The 24,159-nt window shown below is 68.1% G+C and carries 21 protein-coding genes and 1 pseudogene; 8 read left to right on the top strand and 14 right to left on the bottom strand.

The genetic code is table 11. The features are described from left to right. Positions 1–916 precede the first annotated feature (916 nt). The 8 genes and pseudogenes from ACZ7SW_RS06915 to ACZ7SW_RS06950 form a co-directional block, all read right to left on the bottom strand. Complete coding sequence (locus ACZ7SW_RS06915; protein ID WP_470229452.1) at positions 917–1,297, bottom strand: histone-like nucleoid-structuring protein Lsr2; 381 nt, start codon at positions 1,295–1,297, stop codon at positions 917–919. A gap of 730 nt (positions 1,298–2,027) precedes the next feature. Beyond that, complete coding sequence (locus ACZ7SW_RS06920; protein WP_470229453.1) at positions 2,028–2,321, bottom strand: hypothetical protein; 294 nt, start codon at positions 2,319–2,321, stop codon at positions 2,028–2,030. 79 nt (positions 2,322–2,400) lie between these two features. Next, a pseudogene (locus tag ACZ7SW_RS06925) lies at positions 2,401–2,577 on the bottom strand (DUF2637 domain-containing protein); the annotation flags it as partial. A gap of 996 nt (positions 2,578–3,573) precedes the next feature. Next, positions 3,574–4,839 (bottom strand): FAD-dependent oxidoreductase, encoded by a 1,266-nt coding sequence (locus ACZ7SW_RS06930; RefSeq protein WP_470229454.1) that lies wholly within the window; start codon positions 4,837–4,839, stop codon positions 3,574–3,576. Positions 4,840–4,871: 32 nt separating this feature from the next. Next, entirely contained in the window at positions 4,872–7,970 is a 3,099-nt protein-coding gene (locus ACZ7SW_RS06935; protein ID WP_470229455.1) for an amino acid adenylation domain-containing protein, read from the bottom strand. Between the two features lie 106 nt (positions 7,971–8,076). Next, positions 8,077–8,655: a hypothetical protein gene (locus ACZ7SW_RS06940; protein ID WP_470229456.1), complete on the bottom strand. Its 579-nt coding sequence runs from the start codon at positions 8,653–8,655 to the stop codon at positions 8,077–8,079. 1,374 nt (positions 8,656–10,029) lie between these two features. Further along, positions 10,030–10,677, bottom strand: a complete 648-nt coding sequence (locus ACZ7SW_RS06945) for a DUF3592 domain-containing protein (RefSeq protein WP_470229457.1) — start codon at positions 10,675–10,677, stop codon at positions 10,030–10,032. Positions 10,678–11,316: 639 nt separating this feature from the next. Next, the gene (locus ACZ7SW_RS06950) at positions 11,317–11,820 is read right to left on the bottom strand and encodes an acyl-CoA thioesterase (RefSeq protein WP_470229458.1); all 504 of its coding nucleotides are present in this window, start codon (positions 11,818–11,820) and stop codon (positions 11,317–11,319) included. A 712-nt stretch (positions 11,821–12,532) separates the two neighbouring features. Between ACZ7SW_RS06950 and ACZ7SW_RS06955 the strand changes: the two genes are divergently transcribed. From ACZ7SW_RS06955 to ACZ7SW_RS06970, 4 genes are all read left to right on the top strand, one after another. Continuing rightward, on the top strand, positions 12,533–12,955 hold the full coding sequence (locus ACZ7SW_RS06955; protein WP_470229459.1) for a hypothetical protein: 423 nt from the start codon (positions 12,533–12,535) through the stop codon (positions 12,953–12,955). Positions 12,956–13,704: 749 nt separating this feature from the next. Further along, the gene (locus ACZ7SW_RS06960) at positions 13,705–13,923 is read left to right on the top strand and encodes a sigma factor-like helix-turn-helix DNA-binding protein (protein WP_470229460.1); all 219 of its coding nucleotides are present in this window, start codon (positions 13,705–13,707) and stop codon (positions 13,921–13,923) included. Further along, positions 13,923–14,618, top strand: a complete 696-nt coding sequence (locus ACZ7SW_RS06965; RefSeq protein WP_470229461.1) for a Clp protease N-terminal domain-containing protein — start codon at positions 13,923–13,925, stop codon at positions 14,616–14,618. The genes ACZ7SW_RS06960 and ACZ7SW_RS06965 overlap by 1 nt, the downstream gene beginning before the upstream one ends. Before the next feature lie 257 nt (positions 14,619–14,875). Continuing rightward, on the top strand, positions 14,876–15,043 hold the full coding sequence (locus tag ACZ7SW_RS06970) for a hypothetical protein (protein ID WP_470229462.1): 168 nt from the start codon (positions 14,876–14,878) through the stop codon (positions 15,041–15,043). Here ACZ7SW_RS06970 and ACZ7SW_RS06975 read toward each other — a convergent pair whose 3' ends face one another. Next, on the bottom strand, positions 15,044–15,844 hold the full coding sequence (locus ACZ7SW_RS06975; protein ID WP_470229463.1) for a pentapeptide repeat-containing protein: 801 nt from the start codon (positions 15,842–15,844) through the stop codon (positions 15,044–15,046). A gap of 46 nt (positions 15,845–15,890) precedes the next feature. Further along, complete coding sequence (locus ACZ7SW_RS06980; protein ID WP_470229464.1) at positions 15,891–16,307, bottom strand: hypothetical protein; 417 nt, start codon at positions 16,305–16,307, stop codon at positions 15,891–15,893. A 327-nt stretch (positions 16,308–16,634) separates the two neighbouring features. Here ACZ7SW_RS06980 and ACZ7SW_RS06985 point away from each other — a divergent pair, with 327 nt between their 5' ends. Further along, on the top strand, positions 16,635–17,558 hold the full coding sequence (locus ACZ7SW_RS06985) for a sensor histidine kinase (RefSeq protein ID WP_470229465.1): 924 nt from the start codon (positions 16,635–16,637) through the stop codon (positions 17,556–17,558). Beyond that, a complete protein-coding gene (locus tag ACZ7SW_RS06990; protein ID WP_470229466.1) occupies positions 17,555–18,160 on the top strand; it encodes a response regulator in 606 nt (201 codons plus the stop codon). The genes ACZ7SW_RS06985 and ACZ7SW_RS06990 overlap by 4 nt, the downstream gene beginning before the upstream one ends. 3 nt (positions 18,161–18,163) lie before the next feature. Here the strand turns inward: ACZ7SW_RS06990 and ACZ7SW_RS06995 are convergent, their stop codons facing one another. Next, positions 18,164–18,703, bottom strand: coding sequence for a TetR/AcrR family transcriptional regulator (locus ACZ7SW_RS06995; RefSeq protein WP_470229467.1), 540 nt, complete (start codon positions 18,701–18,703; stop codon positions 18,164–18,166). A 102-nt stretch (positions 18,704–18,805) separates the two neighbouring features. Between ACZ7SW_RS06995 and ACZ7SW_RS07000 the strand changes: the two genes are divergently transcribed. After that, positions 18,806–19,666, top strand: coding sequence for an NmrA/HSCARG family protein (locus ACZ7SW_RS07000; protein WP_470229468.1), 861 nt, complete (start codon positions 18,806–18,808; stop codon positions 19,664–19,666). Positions 19,667–19,688: 22 nt separating this feature from the next. Here ACZ7SW_RS07000 and ACZ7SW_RS07005 read toward each other — a convergent pair whose 3' ends face one another. The 3 genes from ACZ7SW_RS07005 to ACZ7SW_RS07015 all read right to left on the bottom strand — a co-directional run bounded on the left by ACZ7SW_RS07005 (position 19,689) and on the right by ACZ7SW_RS07015 (position 22,830). Further along, positions 19,689–20,177, bottom strand: a complete 489-nt coding sequence (locus ACZ7SW_RS07005) for a DinB family protein (protein WP_470229469.1) — start codon at positions 20,175–20,177, stop codon at positions 19,689–19,691. A 185-nt stretch (positions 20,178–20,362) separates the two neighbouring features. Further along, complete coding sequence (locus ACZ7SW_RS07010; RefSeq protein ID WP_470229470.1) at positions 20,363–21,385, bottom strand: hypothetical protein; 1,023 nt, start codon at positions 21,383–21,385, stop codon at positions 20,363–20,365. A gap of 605 nt (positions 21,386–21,990) precedes the next feature. Then, a complete protein-coding gene (locus tag ACZ7SW_RS07015; protein WP_470229471.1) occupies positions 21,991–22,830 on the bottom strand; it encodes a hypothetical protein in 840 nt (279 codons plus the stop codon). A gap of 247 nt (positions 22,831–23,077) precedes the next feature. On the opposite strand from ACZ7SW_RS07015, the gene ACZ7SW_RS07020 reads away from it, so the two are divergent. After that, positions 23,078–24,127 (top strand): tyrosine-type recombinase/integrase, encoded by a 1,050-nt coding sequence (locus tag ACZ7SW_RS07020; RefSeq protein ID WP_470229472.1) that lies wholly within the window; start codon positions 23,078–23,080, stop codon positions 24,125–24,127. Positions 24,128–24,159: the final 32 nt, after the last annotated feature.

Consider the following 24,159-nt stretch of genomic DNA (forward strand, 5'->3'; position numbering starts at 1 on the left):
GATCGATTTCAGCAACCTTTGATGAGCGAATAAGCGATTCTGTCCCGCATGACACGCTAGTAGTGCCTCTTTGCGTCGGAACTCGCGCTTTCGGTCTAATCATCTGGTCAGCGGTGCGGAAGTGCGCTTGAACAGCCCTAACCGGTTCTCCTGTGCCACATATGCGATTTTTTCCGGAAACGTAAGAAGTGGTGACATGTCCTGTCGGTGCGGGAATATTCGAGGAAGCGATCCCTCATCGCGGATCGCCGGCGCGACAGCAGGCTGCCTGGTCGTGTCCGGATCGCGGTCTCCTGCGGGTGCTGACCGATCGCCGGTGTCGACGCCTTCGATCGCGACCGGGAGGACGACGGTCGGATGCCGCGTTGAGCGGGAAGCCATCGCCTGCGGTCACACCGCGATTCGTCGGCGTGCGTGATTCGCGAAGCGCGAGACGGCGACCGTCTCCACTGTCGACAGCTATTCCATTATCGCAAGATTCGGCTCCAGCGGAAGATGGGTCTTCGCTCGGTTTCCGAGTTTGTTCTTATATGGGAATTTCGACCGTTTCCGAGCAGGAGATCGAGTGCGTCCCAGGGTGCTGATCTTATCTAACGAGATTGCGGCTTCTCGCCGAACGGTCGAGGGGGAGCAGGGTATTGTGCCCGCAGCGTGCCACGAGACCGTTTCCCTCACGATCCGACGAAAGACGCGGGTGCCGGAATCAGGAAAGCCGTCGACGGTGGCGGCCGAGAACTCCGGTCCGAGCCGTGAGCCCGAGAAGCCGGAGACGACGGCCTTGCCTTTGTCCACGGCACCGCACCAGGCTCGCCGGTGTCAGCCGGCTCGTGGTTGTTCAGCGGACGCAGCGCGGACGGACCAAACCCGGCTGGCCGCTGTGCGGTGCCGGGTTTGGTCCCTCTGGCCTTGTGTTCTCCTATTTAGCTGCGGTCTTCTTAGCGGTGCGTTTCCGGCTGGGTTGAGCCGCCTGAATCTGCGCTTCATCGAAGGCAGCGGCTACCTCTCGGGGTATGCCGCCGCGGTCGGAGACTGGCCAATTGTTGGCGGCTGCCCAGGTCCGGATGACTTGGGAGCGTTCGCGGTCTGCGGCGGCGGGGGCAGCCCGGACGGAGGCTTTGCGGACGCCGGTGCGGCGGCCGGACGCGATGAACCTGGCGAACTCCTCGCGCAGGGCAGTGGCGTTGCCGTCGGACAGGTCGATTTCGTAGTGGGCGCCGTCGAGGCCGAAGGGTACGGTCTGGCTGGCTTCGGTGCTGTCGAGGTCGTCGATCATTTCGACGAGAACTTTCTGTGCCATGGCGCAATTCCTTCAGAAAAGGCGGGAATTGATCGTCCGCTGACAATAACAGCAGTCCACTGTGCCCGGTCGGTCGCGCGAACCACGTTTACCAGTAGGCCTTTCCTGCATTGCCCGGGGAATGTGGCTGCAGAAGGAGCGATGCGCACCGCGAGGCAACACGGTTTCCGCGCGGAGCCGGCAGGGCAGGGGCGATGCATGTCGAGTGCCGAGCTGGACCGCCCGCGAACGCGACGTAGTTGTGCCGGGAGCCGACCTGGAAAGACCTGCCGGACGTCCTGGTGTGGGTGGCCGCGCCGGGTGGCGACGTGACGTGGGGCGGCGTCGACGCGGACGCAACGTCGTCGCTGGCGACTGCGTCGTTTTCGACCCGACGCAGCCAGGGCATCCTATTGACCAGCGGCGGATCTTGCTTGCAGAGTATATGAAATACGAACTCGAGGAGTAGCTCCCAGTCCGTGCTTGTTCAGTGCGAGCGGGTCGGCGGTGCCCGTCTGGCGGTTGCGGAGCGCGGTCATCCGGTCCCGTGTCGAGCGGGGACGTCGTGCGCTGCGCGGCAGGCGATGTCGTTCTCGACGACGTCGACGGGTTCGTCCGATCCGCCGCTGAACGCCTTGCCGACGGCGGTGATCCCGCACCCGCTTGCCGGCTTCCCCGTGATCGAGTCGTACCGGCTTGACGACGGACGCGCAACAGTCTGACTTCAGTAGCGGCAGAGCGCCGTCGGCGATCACCAGAGGTGAATCAGCCAGTGTTCCGTTCTCACGTCGATGTCGAAGACGTCGTCGTGTTCGTGTGACACCTCGGTCAGGTACGCGGCGACGGAGCAGTCCCGGACACGGGGAAGAACAAGCGCGGTGTCGTCCGGCGACGGTGTCATCGAGACGATCTGGAGAAGGTCGCTTTCTGCCTGGAGCGTGCCGGTGAACCGCTGGGCCGTGGCCGGGGGAGAGGGCGGGGGCGCGGGCCAGACTTCGCTGGCGAGCCGCACGTCGGCGATTCCGGGTCGAAGGCTGAACAGCACGCAGGTCCGACGAGGCCACCGACTCGCCGTCGGACGGCTGCTCGTGGAGTCGTTGGGTGATCCCGTCCGGCCGGCGTCGCTTCCACAACTCGACCGTCGCGATCGTCAGCAACCCATCCACCAGCAACGGCCAGATCGACGCAGTCGAAGGATCCGCACCGAACCGGACAGCGAACTCGCGGCCGTGGCGGTACGACGCATACGCCGCCCCCACCGCGACCAGGCCCGTGCAACCGCACTGCACCCACAGAGCCAGCTTCGGAGCAACCTACCCGCATGACTCTCTCGTCACGACGCCGCTCCCAGAGCGTGATCGAATCGCGGTGAGCACGGTCGTCCAGAGCGACACGGACCCGGCACTACGAACCGGCAGGTGCGAACCCGAGGGGAGTCCGAGCGTGCGCGAACACGACCGCAGACCGCAGCATCGCCCGACATCCGGTACACGCGCACATCGAGGTAAACGATACCGACCGAGATCATTCGGCACCGTCCGAAACTCGGTCAAAACGACTTTTACCCGGCGGGTTCAGGGTTCGAGTCCCTGGCGGCCACCTTCGGACCCCAGGTCGCCGGGGTCGCTGAACTGGGGTTTTGTGCTGTCCGGGCGGAGGTCTTCCGGTGCTGGACTGTCCATTGTGGTCTCCTGCGAGCCCGAGGGGAGCCCGAGAGCGCGGCGACTTCCTGGGCGACGTTGGTGCAGACGTCCATGGTGACCTTGATCGACGAGTGGCGGAGGATGTGCTGGATCACCTTCATGTCCACTCCGGCGGCCAGCATGAGCGTCGCCGCTCCGTATCGGTGAACTCGCGGCTGCTCAGCGTGGTGAGCAATTCGCGGCGCCTCGCTTGGTCTGGCGGAGAGTTCCGTGGTGTCGCCCCGCGGAGCCGGAAGGAACTCTGAACGTGAGGACCGAGATTCGTCGTAGTGGCCGGACAATGCGCGAGGTGCTGATCCGGGCGGCCGGTGCCGTAGTCGTCTTTGGCGCACTTGCGCCGGCGGCACCCGCAACCGAGCGTCGTCGAGGTCGACGGCAACTTCACGTCGCAGCACCAGGCCGTGCTGGCGGTGACGTTCTCCTCCCCGGCCGGTCGCGTGCAGGTCGAGAAGGCAATCGAGACCGGCGCGACGGTGAAGCCGAGCAGGGCGGCAAACGGGTGCGGGGCGGCGACCATTACGAGATTGGCGCGGAAAGCCGCGTTTCGCCGAAGTCGCGACAGGCTGTCGCAACAGCTTCGTGGCCGGAGCGGTGTCAGGGTGTGATTTCTTCGAGGCGGGGGCTGGCGGGGGCGAGGCGTTGCGCGGTTGCGAGGGCGCTGATGATGGCGGATTCCTGGCTGTCGATGTCCTGTAGGTAGTGACCGGCGAAGTGGATATTCCCGTCGCCTTGGGTGCGCTGAAGGTGGGCGCGGGCGCGGATTGCCGCTGGGGTGAGCCGGAGTTGCCGGAAGTCTGCGTGGCCGACTGGCTCTCGTGGTGGCTGGGGCCGGTGGGTGGTCCAGCTTTTGAAGACGTGGGCACCGTTGATCGGTCCGTACCAGGTGGTGGTTTCCGCCCATCCGTTGTGGACGGTGATGGTGTTGGTGGACCAGTGGCGCCGGTCTGCGGGCAGGTAGGCGGCGTCGGTGTGGGCGGTGACGGTCACGTCCACGTAGTCGAAGGCGTCGAGGGCTGTGCGTACCGCCGTTGTGCCGGCGAGTGGTTCGAGTAGCCGGGCAGCCTGGCCGGGGGGTACGGCCAGGACGAGCCGGTCGGCGTGGTGATGGTGTCCGAGGGTGTCGGTGATGTCCAGCTGGTCACCGAGTCGGCGGATCTGGTGGACGCCTCGCCCGGTGTGTATTTCGGCGTGATTCAGGTCGGCGGCGAGCGCGTCCGTCAGGCTGCCCAAGCCGTGTTTGAGGTTGTGCCAAATCGGTGCGTCGTCGGGGCCGGCGGGCGGGACGCGGAGGACGAAGGCCATCGCGGCGCGGGCCGACATCTCTTTGGCGGCGGCGATGTCGCAGCCGACGAACGAGGCCGCCACTGGATACAGCAATTGGTCCTTGTGGCTGCGAGGTACTTCCAGTGGTTCGACGAGTTCGTCGAGGGACCTTTCCCAGGAGGCATTGCGGGTTTCCCATTCGACGGCGCGGGCGACTAGTTTCGCGAGCGACTCGGCGGCGGCCCCGAGGACCGGTGTGCGAGGCCAGCTCGGGGCCGCTGTGTGAGGTCCGGCCAGCAGCACTTCAGGCCGGCCGGAGTCCTGGACCTGCACGGTGGTGGACAACGGCACGGGGATGAGATCGTCGGCGAGGCCGACAGCGTCCACCAGGCGGGCGAGGGCGGGGAAAGCGGTGGTGGAGATGTGCTGCGCGCCGAGGTCGACGGGAATGTCGCGATCTCCGACGCGGGCGGTCACGGTGTGGTTGTGTCCGCCGAGACGTGGCTCTGGCTCGAACAGGATCGTCTGGTGGAGAGGGTCCAGCAGCCAGGCGGTGCCGAGCCCGGCAAGGCCCGCTCCGGCGACGGCGATGCGCATCGGCATACCTTTCGTGAGGCGGTGCTGGGGTTTCAGGCGGCGGATCGTGCCTGTCGTGGTGAACTCAGGAAGCCGGAGCGGGAGAAGTGGTCCAGGTACAGGTCGATCAGGTTCGCGTCGACGGGCGGGCAGTGCAGGCAGGTTCCCGCGAGGGCGGTGTCGAAATTGTGTCGGCTGAATTCGGGGAAGGTGCCCGCGAAGTACATCTCCTTCACTGAGATGCCGGTGCCGGTGGCGGGTTCGGCGAACATCGGCATGTAGGGCGCCATGGGTTCGTCCGGGTCCGCGGCTGTTCGTGCGCTCATCCGTTCCACCCATTCGCGGTAGGGAAGGTCGCGGATCTGGTATCCGCGGGCGCGCAGCCGGTCGATCAGCAGGCCGAGGCGGGCGTCACGGGGGTTGGTGACGTGGTAGACCCGTCCGGTCGGCGGGCAGGTGAGCACGATGTGGGCGATGGCGTCGGCGGTGAAGTCCACCGGGACGAAATCCAAGGGCAGGGGGATGTCTGGCGCGATCCCGGTCTCGGCGATGCTGCGGAACAGGGCGCACATCATGGTGTCGGTGTTCCAGATCCCGGTGTCACGGGCACCGGTGATCTCGTAGGGCCGGTGGACCGCGATCGGCACCCCGCGGCGGCCCGCGGCATGGACGAGTTGTTCGGCGACCCACTTGGATTCCGGGTATCCCAGGGAGATTCGCTCCACGTGCTCCAGTGGCGTGTCCTCGGCGACGTAGCGTGCCCCGGCGGTGCCGAACCCGGCGATGACCGCGATCGAGGAAATGTAGTGCAGGGGCTTGACCCGCGTGGCGCAGGCAAGCCGGATGACCTCCCGGGTCCCCTCGACATTCGGGGCGCGCAGGGCGTGGTAGGGGTAGGCGAAGTTGACGTGGGAGCCATTGTGGACGATGGCGTCGGCCACAGCGGCCAGCCGGTCGAAACGCTCTCCCAGTCCCAGGCGTGGCAGAGCGAGGTCACCCGCGAGGGCGGTGACGTGGTCGCGCACGTGCGTCCAGTCCAGTCCGTATCGGCGCATCCGGGCCGCGATCCTCGCGGCGGCCGCGGTGTCGTCGGCGGCACGGACAAGGCAGTAGACCCGCTTCACCCCGGCGCGGACGAGCCGGTCGATGAGGAACACGCCGAGAAAGCCGGTGCCACCGGTCAGAAACACCGTGCGCGGTGGCCAGCCGGCGCGATGCGGTGCGACCTCCAGGAAGCCGAGACGGGAATCGGCTGCGAAGTCCGCGTGTTCCTGCGCCGCAGACGTGGTTGTCCCAGCCTCCAGCGTAGCGACTTCTGCGGCGAACTCGGCGAGAACGGGGGTGGCCAGCAGCCGGGCGATGAGGGTGCGCCCGTGCTCGGCCGCGATGCCGAGCCGGTGCTGCAGGGCGGCAGCGACCTGGGTGGTCTGCAGGGACTGCCCGCCCAGTGCGAAGAAGTCCTCGTCGCGTGCGATCGCGTCGATTCCGAGGATGTCCTGCCAGACTGCGGCCACGGCCCTCTCGATCCGGCTGCGGGGCAGGCGCCCCGCTTCCACCGGGCCATGGGCGGGATCGCCGGCGGTCGGCAACGCGCCGCGGTCGATCTTGCCGCTGGCGTTCAGCGGCAGCTTGGGGGCGATCGTCAGCCGAGCGGGGATCATGTAGAAAGGCAAATGGTCGCGCAGGTAACGCCGGATCTGTCCGGCCAGCTCGCCCCGGTCGCGGTCTTCGCCGTCTTCGGGGGCGACCCAGCACGCCAGTTGCTGCTGCCCTGGCTGGGGTTCGTGCAGGACCACAGCGGCCTCGCGCACTCGCGGGTTCGCCGCGACGGCGATCTCGATCTCTCTCAGCTCGACCCGGTATCCGCGGATCTTGACCTGCCGGTCCCGGCGCCCTAGGAACTCGATGACGCCGTCGCTGCGCCATCGCGCCATGTCACCGGTCCGGTACAGGGTCGCCCCGTGCCGATTGTCGAACGGGTCGGGAAGAAACCGCTCCCGGGTCGACTCCGGCGCGTTGTGGTAGCCGTGGGCGACGCCGTCACCACCGACGTACAGCTCGCCTTCCTCGCCGATCTCAGCCACGCTCAGATCGCCGCGCAGAACGTAGGCAGTGGAGTTGTCGACCGGCCGTCCAATCGGGACCGACAGCGTGCCCTCGGCCACGTCGGCGAGTTCGAGTTCGTGGCTGGTGGACAGCACTCCGTTCTCTGTCGGGCCGTAGCCGTTGAGGAACCGCTTCGGCCTGCCGTGTCCGAGCACCGCACGCACGCACCCGGGGTTGAGGGCGTCACCGCCGGCCAGCAGGCACCGCAGCGTCTCGAACATCCGCGGGTGGGTGGTGGCATGCTGGTGGAACAGCCCGGCGCTGAGCCACATCACCGTCGCGCCCTCGGCGAGCACGAGCCGGTGCAGGTCGACCGCGGACAGCAAGGTTTCCTTGTCGGGCAGCACGATCCGGGAGCCGTTGAGCAGTGCGCCGAAGATCTCGAAACAGGAGACGTCGAAGGTGAGATTGGTAGTAGCGAGCAGCACGTCGTTCGGCCGCAGTCGCAGCCAGTTCCCGCCGCGGACCAACCGGACCACAGCACGGTGCGGCACCGCGACCCCTTTGGGGGCGCCGGTGGATCCGGACGTGTAGATGACGTATGCCCTGTCCTCGACGGTCACCGCCGGATCCGGGATCGGCGCCCTGGCCGCGGCCGGCAGGTCTTCGACGGCGATCAGGTCACACCCGATCGCGCGATCCGCCCAGCGGCGCCGGGTGATCGCCAGCCGCGGAGCGGCCTGCTGGGCAATCAGCGCTGTCCGCGCGTCAGGATGGTCCGGGTCCAACGGCAGATAAGCCGCGCCGGTCATGAGTACCCCGAGAATTGCCGCGATCGCCTCGGGCGAACGCGGGACGAGCACAGCGACGACATCGCCTCGTCCCACGCCGTGCTCCAGCAACGTCTCCGCGACGCCGTTCGCGCGCGCGTGCAGTTGCCGATAGGTCCAGGTCAATTCTCCCGCGCGGATCGCGACCTCGTCCGGACGCCGTTCGGCCTGTTCCCGGAACAACGCTGGTATCGGCCGCGCGGGGTAGGCGACGGCTGTCTCGTTCCAGAACCGAACGTGGTCAGGGCATTCATTGCGGTGGCCAGCAAGCACCATGGGATCGCTGCTCCTTTCCGCTCGCGCGAGACGCTGCGGCGATTGGTATTCGGTATGTCGTCAACGACAGGCGTGGCCCCGCCTGGCGCGGTGTGTTGCGCGGCGGTCAGTCGGGACGGGCCGCCGCGGCGTTCCAGAACAGCCCCAGATGGCCCAAAACGAGCCGCGCCTCGGTTTCGGCTTGGGCTGGATCGTCACCGTTGGCAAGGCCGTCGCGCACGACATCGAGGGCCGTGGCAAGCAGAGCTTCGGGCTCTTGCGCGTATCCGGCGAAGTAGGCCGCGACCGCATCGGGCAGGTGCGCGGCTTTCTGCGCGGCAGTGGCGATCCGCGAGCACGCGCCGCACCAGGCGATGAAGTCGGCATACACGGCGAGCGCTGCGCCTGCCTGGCTTGCCCGCGCCGCTAGCCAGCACAGATAGCCGCCGAACGCATGCTCCTCCGCGCTCACGCGAGACAGCTGAGGCCCTTCCAGGGATACCTCCGCAGCCTTCGCGGCCTCGCGCAGCCGCGGCCGGGCTCCGCGCACCGCGCAGGCCAGATCGAGGAAGAACCCGGCGGCCGGGTCGGCGGGAAATCGTGCCGCCAGCGAAGAGAACGCGGTGTATTCGCAGGACTGCGCGGCATGCTCGGCGACCAGGAACCGGGCGACCTGCGCCCGGCCGAGCTGCCCGGACTCGGCCAAGCGAACAAACCGATTCGTCCGCGCCGTCTCAGCATCCGTGCGCAGACCGCTGAGGAGCCGGTCCAGGCCTTCTCGACGTGCCGACGTTTCCATCGACATAGATTGCCTCCAACTTGGCTTTCGCAATCGGCTCATCCGGTTGCCGGTTCGCGACAACCGAGTAGATTCAATTATGCGCATCGACCAGAAATGCGACGTTTATTCATGCCTTTCTGATACCCCATGGAAGCGATTGCTACCCGCCGGAAAAGAAAGTTCACCGGACTTTACCAAAATTGGTCCGATAAGATGAAGATCTATCTTTCGCGAGGTGAAGATGCTTGCGGGATAAAGGATTTAGCGGCGTGACATGCCGGCGGAAGGTCGGCGACTTCTTGTGGCCGCCAGCGTCCAGTCAGGGGAAGCGGTGCGCCCGGGCGGACTGCGTTAAACAGCAGAGTCGGTGACGCTAAGTGCGGAAATTCTGTATTGGATGCCGACATCAACGCTTGCGCGGAGTTGACGTCGCGTGATTCATGCCGATTTGTGTTGCGACGCCTGAGTGTGCTGATGACCGAATCGACAGAGGCGGTCCAGCAAGAATCCCCGGCACCCGAACAGGCTATCGGCTAGGCCATCGGTGACCGCTGCTTCCCCGGATCGAGCAGTACGCGGCATGAGCGGGCGGTGCCGCGGGGTTGAGCCACGCCGCGATGTGAGTGGCACCGACGCCGTCGGCGCGGGTTGCGCCGGTCCGCCGACTCCGATCACGGGCATACCGGCCGCGATAGACGCACGCGCATCTGCCGACGCGTCCTCGACGGCCGCGCACCACAGGGGAGCGAGTCCGAGACGCCGTGCCGCGAGCAGCTAGCCCCCGCAGAGCCGGGCTTGCCGGTGTCGCTCTGCTCAGCGGTCACCAGCACGTCCGGGACCGGAAGGCGAGCCGGGCCGGATCGCGGCGATCCGCGAAGGACAGTTTTCTACAGGCCGTCCTGGGTCGTGTTCCGCGTGCGAATGATCTCGCGGGTTCCGGTGTGCGGGGAAGGCCGGAACCGGATGCGGCGACAGCCGCCCTGGCGCAGCCGCTGAGTGGACGGCGGAGTCGTCACGCAGCAGGTCGTCGATGATGCAGACCGCACCGCGTACGGAATGAAGACGACCGCGCGAGCCTTGCGCTGCAACGCTTTGCCAGCTACTGCACCATCGGCGCCCGCGCGCTCAGACGCGCACTCCCGGTCGCGTGTGCGCGGCGGGCGGCTCTCTTCCCCCTTCCCAGGGTTCCCGCTGGCACGGTTCCAAGACGTCCACAACGACCAGGCGTGACCGGCTCAGTGAGCCGGACTCTTCGGCATCGGTCTGATCTGCACGAACACCTTCGCGCAGTGTCTGTCATCAGGTCCGCGAAGCCGCTGGTGGGGGCGATTCGTCGTCGCGGCCGAGGCGGTGCCCGCGCTTGCCCGCTGGCCGTCGCGGGTCAGCCTGACCCAAGTCCTGCCACAGCGTCAGAGTCTCCCGTCCACGACGGGGGCGCGGGCGCGGTGGCGAGCTCCGAACGGCAGGACGAACCCGGACCCGAAGCCGCTGCCGCCGGCCGAAGAAGTAGGTATGGACCCCGCCCACGAGGAAGCCCAACGACAGCAGGAAGGCGAGCCCTATAGCCAAATCGATCCCCCACGGATTGTTGGCCAGGTCGCTGGTGCGCAGATCGTCGGGGTCGGCTGGGTCATAGAACACGGTGACCGTGTCCCCGACGCGCGGTACGGGTTCGTCTGGTTCCCGGCTGAGCACCCGTACCCGCTCGGCCCCGTCTGCCACGAAACTCACATGGACGAAGCCTTTTCGGGTGGGGCGGTCGCCATGCACCAGGACAACCGTGCCCTGCACCCGAACTCCGTGGGCAGCAAGGTCGTCGGCACGTTTTCGCTGCATCATCACACCGGAGCCGAACGCGATCAGCAGCGCGACGCCGACGATAATCGCGAGCACGCCCACCCACCGCCGGCGAACGGTCCCCAGCTCTTCCTGGCCAACGCTTTTCATGCCGAACCGCCCCCGTGACGTCGCCCCGCCACGCGCCCTCCGCGGCCCGCGCCGACGTCGGCTTCGCGCCTTCAGCCAAGCTTAGAGCTGCTCCGCGCTCTGGTGGAAGATCGCTGGTCGCGAGCCACCAGGCCATGACGGGAACGGGCCGCCTCGACCGCGCTGCCGAATGCCTCAAACCGGGATCAATGGCATCTGGCGGCCGCGCGGTCGAGCACGCTGGTGTGCGGCAACGTGTTCACGTTGCCGCACACCTTCGGCGCGTCCAAGAACTTCTCCACGGCCTGGCGCACCGTCCGGCCGTCGCCGCGAGTGGGTGCCAGCCGCCTCGCACCGACGCCGAATTGCTCCCACTGCTGCTCGGCGCGCGCACCCCAGTCGAGTCCTGGCCGACCATGGCGGAGGCCCGGCGCACCGAACTGTCCCGCGCCTCCGCGCAGAGCAAGTCCGCCTCCTCCGACAGGGCCAGCGCTGGCTACCTTGTTCCGCGATGAACGCGGTTGACGAGACGCTGCTCTCCAGCCAGACGATTCCGGGAGCGTCCAGTGACATTTTCGCTCACGTTTTCTACGTTTCTTTCTGTTTTCTACGTCCCCCTTTCTGTCTTCTCGTGGAATACTGAAGAACTCCGGGTCTGCTTTACGGGCTGGCGCGGCGATAGCCGGAAGCTGCGGCCTGGTGCAGGTACAGGTTCTCCGACGACGGCCGGGTCCCTGGCACCGCGGTCGCGGATCGCGGCGTTCCGGTGACGTCGATCGCCACGAACACCAGGTCCGCGGAGGCCACTGGCGTCGGCGGCGCCGCGAAGTCCTCGGGGTCGTCGGCCCAGCCCGTCCAGTAGGTGGCGGTCACCGTGGTGCGGACTTCGATCGAGGTGTTGTTGACTCGCTCGATCTGCGCGCAGGCATGCAGCAAACCGCCCTCTCGCACCGGGTTCAGGAACTCCATCTGCTTCACGGCGCGGGTGGCCGTCGGGCCGTTGCTGTACTCGAGGGTCGCGAGCCAGGCGGCGTGGTCGATCAGCCGGAAGATGACCGCGCCGGCGACGTCGCCCTGATGGTTGAGGTCGGCAGGCTGGGCCAGGTGGGTCAGAGTGCGCTGAATCAGCGTTCGCGCACAAGGCGCGGACGAACTGGTGCTCATGTCGATATTCCTTTCGGTCATCGGTTGGGCTGCGCGAAAAAGCCGCACGTCAGTGCGGCAGAAAAGCGGGGAACTTCAAGGAATCCCGCGGAACCTGTTCGCGGAATTCCGGGCATCCCAGTGAGACGCACCCGCATGCCCGGGGATCTCCCGCAGCCATGCCGAAGCGGCCCGACCGGGTCATGCTTCCCGATCAGGCTCGTGTGCGAATGCGTCGATTGAGCGCCTCGACGGTCAGTGGACGCTCTTTCTGAATCGATCCTAGCACGGTCGACAGATTGCTCCACGCGATTGCGTCGGCTTCACGCGAACGATGACAAAAACGTGAAAGCGAAACGCATTGTGCGATTTCGGGTGACGCGCGACCGCGGATTTCCGGACTCCGCCGGACGAGCGGCAGCGGTGCGGTCCGGATGTGAATCGCATTCGGTCGTCGTGTCGATCGGGTGTCAGGAAGGTTCGCGGTCGTCGCTGCGACCGACAGCCGGTCTCGTTGCCGACGATGCGTCGTTTGCTGTTCTTGCGCCGCGCTCCGGGGCGGTGCGCTGCGTGGCGGGTGCGCCCGAACCGTCCTGCGGACGGTCGCTGGAGGGGGCGGAACGCGCCGGGCGGGTGCGGGCGACGGGACTCTTGCGGGCGTTTGGTTGTCCCGGATGAGAAGGAGCCTTGTCGTATCCCGGCGGAGACCGCGGGTCCCGGTCGTGCTGGTCGCGTGCTGCGCGAGTGGGCGGCGGCCCTGCCTGCCGGTGCGGCCGTGCTCACGTCGCCGACGTTCGCCACCTGGAACACCCACCGCAGCGGGGATGGTCACGTTGACCGTGGACTACCACGTGGTCGCGCTGCCGGAAGCCGGGGCGGGAGCACGTTCAAGACGTTCATCGACGCCGACCGCAACTGCACGAAGTCCTCGATGGCGGACCCGAACCACGCCGGCCAGACCCTGGAGATGCTGGACAGCGTGTGGACGTTCAAGGCCTCCAACGGCGACGACAAAGTGCGGCGGCTGTATTTCGCGTCCACCAAGAGCGCGGCCACTAGCACGTCGAATTTCGCGTTCGTGGTCAACGCCGCCGACGTGCCGCTGGCGGTCAACGCGTTCGAGTACCTCCCGCCCCGGAAGGAGTCGGACTACTAGGACGGCGACCGGGGGCGTGCTGTGCCTCCGGCTTCTGTGTCGGCTCCGGAGCATATTCTGAGCACAGTGGCTGGTCCTGGAGTGGGTTGAGGGCACTGAACGGCCAGAGGTGTTCACGTCCGGAGTGAGCAATGGGCGGGAAGATCGCGAGACGGGCAAATTCGCCGAGTTCGTAGGCGTCCACATCCGCCGGTCGGCTATTCGCCGAAGACAGCGGTGCCCAGCCACTGGCACGCGCTGGGAGCGCCCCGCAGCGACTTGCTCCGCGTAATAGGTCCACATCCGTTGCTCCGCTGTCAACGCAGGTTCGCCGCCGAGACCGGGCGAGACTGCTCCGCTCTCCGCCGGGACGGGTTCGGTCTCGCAACCGCGGACCGGAAGCGCGGTCTCGTCCTGCCCGGGCGCGGTAGCGGCAGCCCGCTGCTTCAACGCCCGGTTCAGCAACTCCACCGCGAACAACAACGCGATCGGCGGGCACTCGGCCACCACCACCTGCAATGGGCTCTGCAGGGGAGCCCGAACGTGCAGAAACACCGCGGCATCACCCGAGATCCGGCACACGCACACGTCGAGGTAAACGACACCGACCGGCATCATTAGGCACCGTCCGGAACTCGGTCAAAACGACGTTTACCCGGGTTCAGGGTTCGAGTCCCCGGCGGCCCACTCCACCCCCGTGGTCCGGCGGACACGACTCCTGCCGGGGGCACGATTGCCACTCGGGGGTTCGTCAGCATATGCTGACGACCATGTCGATGATTGCCGATCTCGACCGGGCCGTTCACGGCACCGACCCCGACGCGGGGCTGCGGGCGGTGGCCCGGCTTCGCACGCTGGTCGAACAGCTAGAGGCCGAGCAGGTGGCGGCGGCGAGGCGGAGCGGATGGTCCTGGCGGGACATCGCCGTCCGGCTGGGCGTCACCAAACAAACCGTGCACCGCAAGTACCACCGTGCCGAGGGGGCCTGATGTTCCGAGGAGATCACCCTGAGCTGAGCCAGGTCGTGGGCCAGGCGATCACGCTCGCGCGCGGCCTCGAACATCCGCGCACGGGCAGCGAGCACCTCCTGCTGGCTCTCGCCGCAGGCGGCGGTTCCGTCGCCGCGGTGCTGGCGGAGCACGGAGCGACCGAGGAGGCGATTCGCGAGGCCGTTCGGTCGGCTGCTCCGGCAGGCGCCGGCGCGGCTGCGGACCGAGCCGCGCTGGCACCGCTGGGGATCGATCTCCAGCGGCTGGCCGGGACAGCGCTCGACCGCCCGCCCGCGCGAGAGCCGTTGCTGCCGCTCGGAATGGCGGAAGCGCGGCGGCGATGCGCCCGGCAGGAACCCCCGCTCGGGCTGGACGCGCAGGCGGCGTACGAGGCGTCCCTGCGGCTCGCCCTCGCGCGCCGGGAACGGGAACACCGGCTCGAACATCTCGCCTTCGTGCTGGTCGCGCTCGATCCCGGCACGTCGTGGGTCTTCGCCGTCGTGGGCGTCAACGAGAGGGCTCTACTCGCCGATCTCGCTGTAGCCTTCCCGGTCCCGCGGCGCAATCCGGTGCTGCGAGCCGAACGACGGCTCGGGCAGCGGGTCCGCCATCGTGACCTTGTGCGGCGCTACCAGCGGACGACGGGGCGGACTGTCACCGCGGGGCACGCCGTCGCCGCACTCATCGCAAACTGACTTCCGAGGGCAGCTCTGTCCTCTCCCTCTGCGGAAACGCCGCAGCGGCACCGCGCGCGGTTCGGCAACCAGCGGAGCCTCATACGTGGATCGGCACCACGGCGCGCGACCGACCCGCTTCACGACGGTCGTGGCACGGTCTGCAAAGCCGTGGACTTCCGGGTTCGACTCCCGGGCGGGTCTCCGGCGTCCTGCTCCGCCGTGCGGCGACCTGTAAGGGTTGAACTGCACTGAACCATTACCGCACGATGGCGGACATGGAAGAGAACCGTTGCCCCCGTTGCGGCTGGCCCCTGGCCGAGCTGCCCGCCTCCGCTGCCGTTCCCGCGTCGGCGGGCAGCCGGGCGGACTATGTGCGTTGTGTGTGCGGCAGCTGGATCGCCCGGCTCGGCGGGGTGGTCGTGGGATCTACCCGGCCGCGCTGACTACCAGTGTTCGGGGCGGGTCAGCCGTAACGGAAGCTTGGTCGCCGCGTCGCCGCGGGCGGCGTTCACCTGGGACTGGGTCAGGAAAAGGCTGTCGGTGAAGTCGGTGCCGCGGACGTCGGCGTCGCGCAGATCCGCGCCGATCAGGTCGGCGCGGCGCAGGTCCGCGCCCCGGAGGTTGGCCGCGATCAGGTACGCGCCGCGGAGGTTCGTGCTGCGAAGGTTCGCTCCGGCGAGTTTCGCACCGATCAGGTCGGCCCCGCGACGGTCCTTCTTGCGTCCGGCTCCGGAGCGGACCAGTTCGCTGGTACGGACCAGCAGCGGGTTCACCTGGGCCCGGCGCGCGTCGACGTCGATCGCCAGCACTGCGTCCGCGTCCCCGGCGGTCGCCTGCTCGATCTCGTCGATCGCCGCGTCCAGTTCGGCGTGGATCTCGCGGGTCGCGGCCAGCGAGCGCGCCTCGGTGAGATACCAGAGCAGCTCGTGCAGATGCCGCATCACCGGCAGCGCGGCGAACATCTGCTTGCGGGTTTCGGGCGCCTCGCGCCAGCTGCGGCCGCCGAAGGTCACCTGCGAAACCTGCTGTCCGGCACCGAAGCAGTCGTACCCGGTGCAGCCCGCGAAACCCTTGGGGCGCAACTGATCGTGGATGCCGCAGCGGAAGTCGTGCTGCAGGTTCGGGCACGGGTCGCCGGCGCGCTTGTCGATGGCGAAGTCAGCGGATTTAGTGAAAGTGAGCGCGACGCAGCAGAGCGCGAAACAGCTCGTGCAGTCGGCGGTCAGGGTACGGCGGTCGGGCAAGGTCTCTCCAGCGAAGGCGGGCGAACCTGTTCAGCGTAGTCGCCGCTCAACTGCCAGCCACGACCACGACGCGGTGGCGGCGCGAGCGCATTGCCAGTGCCGCGAGCAGGAACACCTGGAGTTCCGAATGGAGGCCGGGCAAGTCGGCGGCATTGGCGGTGACCGTGCCGATGGTGTTTCCGGCCTCGTCGACCTGCGCGTGGTCGCGGCGGCCGATTCGCCGGAAGCGAAGCACCCCGTCGCCGCACTCGACATTCCAGCTGCGCGTGCCCGGCCGGTGCGCCCTCGCGAGCACCGATCCGCCGGCCGCCAGCAACCGGTAGGTGCCGAGCCGACGGCGGATCCGATAGCTAATGCCGTCCAGCCGGAACTGTCCTCCGGACCGGCCTTCGACCACTGCGAGCGGACGGCCGCCGCTGGTGATCTCGTAATTCGTGAGTCCGGATTTCTCTATGTGCAACATGTAGCCACTCCAGCATCGCCCTCTAAGGACGGCCCGTGCCGTTTGTCATGGGTGATCATCAGCGAGTCGGCCGTACCATGATCGACGTGCGCGAACCCGATCCGGACCGGTTCTCGGCCGTCAGTGGCCGGACTGGAGCTTCTGGACGGACACGCTGAGCGGAGCGTCCAGCCCGCGCGTCGGCCGCGTCCGGTCCGTGGTCGTCAACGGCCTCATGATGGGCTTCCTGGCCGCCTGGATCATCGACCTGGCGGGCCGACAGTACGGCCCGGTGCGCACCGGGCTCGTCTTCGGCTTCTCGGCTGCTACGCCGCCGGGTACCTCCTCGTGCTGTGGTTCGGCCCGCTCGCGCTGCGGCGGCGGCGGATCGCGATGGTGGCCGCGTTGTTCGTCCTCGGCACCACACCCGCGCTGATCCTGGGCTCCCCGGCGTACTTGACCGGCCTCACCTACGCCATCGCGACCGGGCTCATGCTGTTGCCGCTGCGGCTTTCCCTGCTGATCGGCTTCGGGACGGCCGTCGCCCAGATCGCGTGGATGCTCGTGAGGGACGGCCGCGTCGCCTGGGGCCAGGTCCTGACGCTCGTCGCCGTCACCGCGATCCTCGGTGTCGTCTACGCGCTGATGTTCACCATCGGTCACCTCAGGCTGGCCCGCGTGCAGATCCGGCGGATGGCCGTCGACCAGGAACGGCAGCGCGTCGCCCGCGACCTGCACGACGTCCTCGGTCACAGCCTCTCCACGATGACGCTGAAACTCGGCCTGACCCGGCGGATCCTGGAAACGTCGGACAACACCGCCGCGGCCCTCTCCGAGATCCGGGACCTGGACGATCTGTGCCGGGAAGCTCTCTCCGACGTCCGAGCCACTGTGTCCGACCACCGCACCGTGTCGCTCGCGACCGAAGTCGCCGGTGCCCGGATGGCACCGCGCGCCGCCGGAGTCCACGCCGACCTGCCCGCCACGGCTGATGCCGCGGCTCCCGGACTGGAGGGCGTTTTCGGTTACGTAGTAAGGGAAGCCGTGACCAACGTGCTCCGCCATTCCGACGCCCAGCGCTGCACGATCCGCGTCGGCCGCGACTGGCTGGAGATCGCCGACGACGGCACCGGGCCGGCCGACGTCGTCCCCGGGCACGGCCTCACCGGCCTCGCCGAGCGGATGGCCGCTGTGTCCGGCTCGCTCGAGCACGGCCGCGGCCCGCACGGCGGATTCCGGGTGCTGGCACGCGGACCGGCGGGTGCGTCGTGATCCGGGTCCTGCTGGCCGACGACCAGGCGCTCGTCCGCGGCGCACTGGCTTCCTTGCTGCGGATGGAGTCCGACATCGAAGTGGTCGCCGAGGTCGGCTCCGGCCCCGAAGTCCTGCCCGCCGCGCAACGGACCACGCCGGACATCGCGCTCGTCGACGTCCAGATGCCCGGCCGCGACGGGCTCGCGGTGACCGCCGAACTGCGGCACGCGCTGCCGGACTGCCGCGTGCTGATCTGCACCACCTTCAGCCGCCCCGGGTACCTGTCGCGCGCGATGTCCGCGGGCGCGGCCGGTTTCGTGGTGAAGGATTCGCGCCCGGAGCAGCTGGTCAACGCGATCCGGCGGGTGCACGCCGGACTGCGGTTCGTGGACCCGGCGCTCGCCGCGGAATCGCTGGCCAGCGGGGCGAGCCCGCTCACCGACCGCGAGGCGGACGTCCTGCGCGCCGCGGCGGAAGGCGGGACTGTCGCGGACCTGGCGACCGCGCTGGGCCTGTCGGCGGGGACAGTGCGCAACCACCTGTCGTCGGCGATCGGGAAGACCCAAGCCCGCACTCGCGCGGAAGCGGTCCGGCTCGCCGAGACGAGCGGATGGCTGTAGCGGCTAACGCGTGGCGAGGCCATGGAAGACCAGGTCGAGCAGACTGACCGCCTGCTCGACCGCGTCCGGCTCCGTCTCGGTCACCAGCGCGACGGCGTTGACCAGTTTGAACACCTGTCCGACCGAGACGCCCGCCCGGACTTCGCCAGCGTCTTGCGCCCGAGTCAGAAGCCCTTGCGCTGCCTCGAAAATCGCCGCACGACACGCTGAGTTTTCCTCGCCCAACGCGGCCAGCAGCGACGCCGCGAGACCGCGTTTCGCGCTCCCGTACGCGATGACCTCACCCAGCCATTCCTTCAACGCGGCACCCGGCGACGACGCGGACCTCAGCTCGTCGGCCTGCCGGCACAGGGCGTCGACGTGGTCGCGGAAGACGGCCTCCAGCAGTGCCTGCCGGGTGGGGAAGTGGCGGTAGAGGGTGGCGTTCCCGAGGCCCGCGTGCTGCGCGATGTCGTCCAGCGGCGCGTCGGCCCCCTGCTCGGCGAAGACGTTCCGCGCGGCCGCTACGAGCCGGTCGTAGTTGCGCTGGGCGTCGGCCCGCATCGCCGCCTCCTGGTTGCCTAATCGGGGACTGTCCCCGTATCGTAGCCGAAGAAAAGTGGGGACTCTCCCCACTTGTGGGGAATCCCGGCAGCAGGAGGAAAAATGACCACCGTTCTCGTCACCGGAGCCACCGGCACCCAAGGCGGCGCGACGGCTCGCGGGTTGCTGGCCGCCGGACAACGAGTCCGCGCGCTGGTCCGCGACCCGGACGCTCCCGCCGCACGAGCACTCGAAGCCGCTGGCGCGGAACTCGTCCGCGGCGACCTAGGCGACCGCGCTTCGCTCGACGTGGCTGTCAAAGGGGCCGACGGCGTTTTCAGCGTCCAGCCGACACTCGGCTATCCGGGCACACCGCCCGAGTTCACCATCGACGACGAACTCCGCTACGGCCGCAACGTCGCGGACGCTGCCGCGGCGGCCGGGGTCCGGACGTTCGTGTACGCATCTGTCGGCTCGGCTGATGCCGCGCACGGCATCGCACGCTGGCGGACCAAGTCCATTTTGGAGCGTTACGCCCGCGACCTGGGCCTTCCCGTGACCGCACTGCGTCCGGTCCGGTTCATGGAAAACCAGCTCCACCCGCGAATGGGCGTCCGCGACAGCGTGCTGACCGACGTTTTCCTGCCCGAATCACCGGTCCAGCTCATCGCGGCCGCTGACATCGGCGCCTTCGCCGTCCTGGCCTTCACCCGCCCGGCCGAATACGCCGGGCGGGTGATCGAACTGGCCGGCGACGAGCTGACCATGCCGCAGATCGCCCAGGCCATGGCGCGGGCGACGGGGGAGCCGGTCGCCTACCGGCCCATCCCGCGCGAGGCGCTGACCGGCCGCGATCCGGACGCCGTGGCGGGCTACGACTTCGCCAACAACGGCGGTTGGCACGCGGACATCCCAGCACTGCGCGAGGAACACCCCGGCTTGCTGGACTTCGCCACCTGGCTCAGCCGGCAGGATCTTTCTTGAGCGTCCGATCCAGACGGGGGAGTCAGGGCAGGGGCTGATCGATCTGCTCGCGCAGGATGTCGCCGTGCCCCGCGTGCCGGGCGAACTCCTGGATCATCGCGAGCAGCGTCCAGCGCATGCTGACGGTTCCCTCGCCGGGGAACTCCTTGGTGTCGTCGAGTTCGAAGCGCGCGGCGATCTCCCGGGACCGCTGGCTGGCGCGCTCGTACTCGGCGATCACGTCGGCCACGGTCTCGTCGTCGGTGACGGTGAACGTGCCGACGTCGCGCTTCGAGTAACCGTCGCATTCGGACTCCTCGAGCCCGGCCCAGAACCGCTGGAACCAAATCCGTTCCGCCGCGGCCGCGTGCTTGACCACGGAAATCGGCGTCGACAACGACGCGACGAGCCGCCGTCGGGCGTCGGCTTCGGACAGACCGCGAAGGGTCTCGACGAGGGCTTCGCGGTTGCGGTCGAGCGTGTTCTCAAGGAGCGCTCGTTCGGTTCCGTTGGTGATGCGTTCGGTGGGCATGGTTCTGCTCCGTTCTCGGGCATGGCTGGGGACGACCTGACGAGGCCGGGATCGGTGAAGCGCTCGCTACAGGGAGCGTGCCGATGCGGGCCAGGAAAAGCACCGCAGGCATAGGCAGTCCGCCGGGAAGATCCAGCGACTGAGAGCATTGAACCACAGAGACGGCCGCGTCAGTGCCCAGCCACCTATTCCTCCGGCTGCTCCGGCTGCTCTGCTTTCGCGGCTTCTTCGGCTTCGCGGAGCCGTCGCACCTCGTCCAGTTCGGCCTGCTGCGCACTGACGCGAACGCGCAGTTCTCCCAGCTCAGCGTGCAGCGGCGCCAGCGTTTCGGCATACCCCTTGGTCGCCTGGCTCAACTGCGCCGCGGACTCGGCAACCCGCTGATCGGCCGCGAGCTGGACACCTCGCACCCGCTCGTCCGCCTCTGCCGCCTGCTCACGCAACCGCCGTTCTATGTCGCGCAACCGGCTTTCGTGCTCGGCGGTCAACGACGTCCGCAGTTCCCGCTGCGCTTCCGCTGCGTCGCGGCGGGCCTGTTCGAGATCCTCGACCGCCGTCGCGCGCAACGCGGAAATCTCGCGCTGCAACGCCGTGACCCGGTCATGCGCTGCGGCCGCCTGCTCAAGCGCCCGCTGACGGTTGTTCTCGGCCTCGTCCCGAACGGCCAGCGCCGTCTCCTGCGCTTTCCTTGCCGCAGAGGCAGTTGAGAGCGCACTGTCGCGCTCAGCTCGGTCCACTTCGTACTGCTTTTTGGCCGCCGCTTCAGCCTCGCGCGCCTCCGCCGCCGTCGCTACCGCGTGTGCGCGCTCCGCGTTCGCCGCGCGGGCCTGCTCCACCGCCTCGTCGCGAGCAGCTTCGGCCTCTTCCCGCGCCTTGAGCGCCGCCGCGGTCTGGTCGGTGACGTGCGTGCGCAGCGCGGACAGCTCCGCGTGCAACGGGTCCAACGCCGACAATGCCGAGCCGAGCTGCTCGTCGAGCGCCTGGGTGTCGAGCAGGGTCATCGGCTGGTCTGGGCCGTAGACGGTCACCCAGATCTCGCGCTGCTCGTCGAGCATCGCGCACGTGACGACCTTCGCGCCCCACCTCCCGTACCGCTCGGGGTCGGCCGGGCAGTACGGCGTCGGCCGCCCGCCCTTCCGGGGGATGGGCGGCAGCGGCTGGCCGCAGTAGGCACATCCCGCCTCGTCCCCGGCGGTCAGCGCGCGCACAGTCGCCTCCCGCCGATCCTCCCGGCTGCCACGCCGAATCGGCGGCCCACCCGTCTCCATCGATGCCCCTTTCCGCAGGTGGGGCTGACTGTACAGTTTCGGTTTTGATACTCAAACACTAGGTATCAGGTCGGAAAGTTAAATCTTCGATGAGGATCGGGTAGCTGGCTCTATATGGATAACTGAGATTATTCATATAGTCCAGTCGCAGGTGGCCCGGAAGGCGACTGGTTCGCGTTGTACTGACTCAGTACCTGTCTGGGCGTGGTTGGAGAGGGCGTCGTGCTGTTCGGCATCGACGGCGGGCTAGCGGACATGTCCGCGGGGCGCCTGGCAGCAGTTCTTCGCTCGGGATCTTCGGATGCTGGCTGGAGGCGCGGTCGGAGCGCGGGACCAGGACGCCGGCCCAGGACCCCCGAAGACGGCCAAGTGCAAAGTAGAGCGTTGTAGCTGTTCGCAGGCTCGGCGCAGGGTAACTGAAGTCGGATCCGGTCCACCCTTTGTCAGGCTCTGCGCCTGACAAAGGGTGTGACACGGCATCGGCCTGGCCTACCGGCCGCCGCGCGAGCGGCTGGCGACCAAGTCGGCCCGTAGCCCGCGTTCTGTCAACTCTGACACTCTCGCCACTCCCAGATGCTGATCAAGGTGGCCAGGGTTGGCCCAATCAATGCCGCAATGATCACGATCGGCGTCCGTGTCGAGTCCGGCGCGGGAAAGGCGATAGCCAATGCGGCACCCACCCAAGCGAGCCAGGTACTGGTTATAGGCCGCAACAGCGGGTGGCCACCCTCGCTGAAACCGTTGTGATGCATGAGGTACAAGGAGCACAAAAAGAAGATGGCGAACCACATTGCCAGCACTGGCAGGACTATCGCCAAAGGTACGATCAGAAGAAGCAACGCTGGCGATATGTCCATTGCCCATGCCGTGAGGCCGAGGAGAGGGTTGCTGTAGCCGTCCGGACCGGGCGTCGTCAGCAGCGACGTCAACGCCAGGCCCGTCCCCATCGCCAACGCCAAGAGCGCGAGCACGCATGGCCGTCGTACAGCACGCCGGGTCGCCCGGCGGTGGTTCGGGCGGGCGAGCAATGTTAGCGCGGCGGCCCCCAACCACAGACCGAATGGCCCATACGCCATGCTCTTCGCCGCCTCGTTCAGTCCGAACCCGCCCTTTTGTCCGCCGATCCAGCGGGCGACGGCGATCAGCACACCTAGCGTGAGAAGAGTCCGCGTCGACAGTGCCCACTGCAACACCGGCCGAATGTCCTTTAGTGTCACCCCGCCGATCACTTCGAGGTCATCCGAGGCGGCCAGCCGGAAATGCTTGGACAACGTGTACGGGCCATAAAGTCGCCGTGCGACTTGCCATGGCATCACCGAACGCGTTCGCCGCCGGCCCGCGGACGCTTGCGCGTTCCGCCGCGCCCAGTCATGTGGGTCAGACATCAGGATTGCCCTCCCTCTCGCTCGACAGGCGGCTGGCGGGGGAACTCCGGTTCGACCACGAATTTTCGTGTACATGACCAGAAGAATCCGGTCGACGACCCAGCGTAGCGGGGGTGGATGAAATTTCGATGACTGTCAGATAATGACGTATTATCTGACAAGTTGGCGGGTCGCTCCTGGGGCGACGTCCTCGGCGGCGGCACCCCTTTCGTGCGTGTTGTCTGACAACCGAGGAAGTGGGGTCGCGATGGCCACCGAACGGCACCTGGCCGCCGTCGCGCGACCGGCGACCGACAGCGCCGAACCGACGTCGCCGAGCGGCGTGCCGGCCGCTGAAGCGCTTGTCTCGTTCCTGCGGCACCTGGCCAACCGGCGCGGCCGGTCGGGCCGGATCACCTCACCGGAGACCGTCCGCGCCTACACCTCGGCCGTGCCGGTCGCGTTCGCCGGGATCACCGACCTTGGCGAACTGGCCGACGCCGGCCGTGACCGGTTGCACGCCAACATCCGCGCCGCCTGGGGCGGCAAGGCACCCTCGACATTCAACGCCAAGCGCGCCGCTGTTGGCTCCGCCCTCGCCTACTTCCACGAACAGGACTGGATCGGCGACCCCGCCGCGGTGCTTGCCGGGCTCGACCGGGAACACCAGCCCAAGCCGACCGACAACCGCGTCCGCACCCGCGAGCAGATCGACCGGCTGATCACCGACAAGCGCCGGTCGCTGGAGGACAGGACGCTGTGGTCGATGCTGTACTCCACCGCGGCCCGCGCCGAGGAGGTGCTGCGCCTCGACGTCGAAGACCTCGACCGAGCCAACCGCCGTGCCCGCACGATCCGCAAGGGCGGCAAGGAAGACGACCTGCTCTACGACATCCGCACCGCCCGGATGCTCGGCCAGCTCCTCGGTCGCCGCCGCACCGGGCCGGTGTTCCTGTCCACCCGCCGCGCACCCGAGGACGGCACCGCGCGCTCCGGAGAATTCGACCGGGGCAGCCGTCGGTACCGGATGACCTACCGCACCGCCGAACGACACCTCGGCGCCGCCACCAACGCCTGGGACCCGCACGACCTGCGACATTCCCGGCTCACCCATGCCGGAGAGGACGGCGCCACCGAGGCCGAGCTGATGAACCTCTCCGGCCACGAGGACCGCCGCACGCTCCAGCGGTACCTCAAGCCGTCCAAGGAAGGCACCCACCGGCGGCTGGACGAGATCGACGCCCAACGCGGCACCTGGACACCCAGCGCGAAGGAACTCGCCGCCCGCATGGCCACGCACGAATGGCGGCCGGGCTAGGGGAATGTGCAGGTGGCAAGGAGCGGGCTCTG

Source organism: Amycolatopsis sp. NPDC114484 (assembly GCF_055633755.1).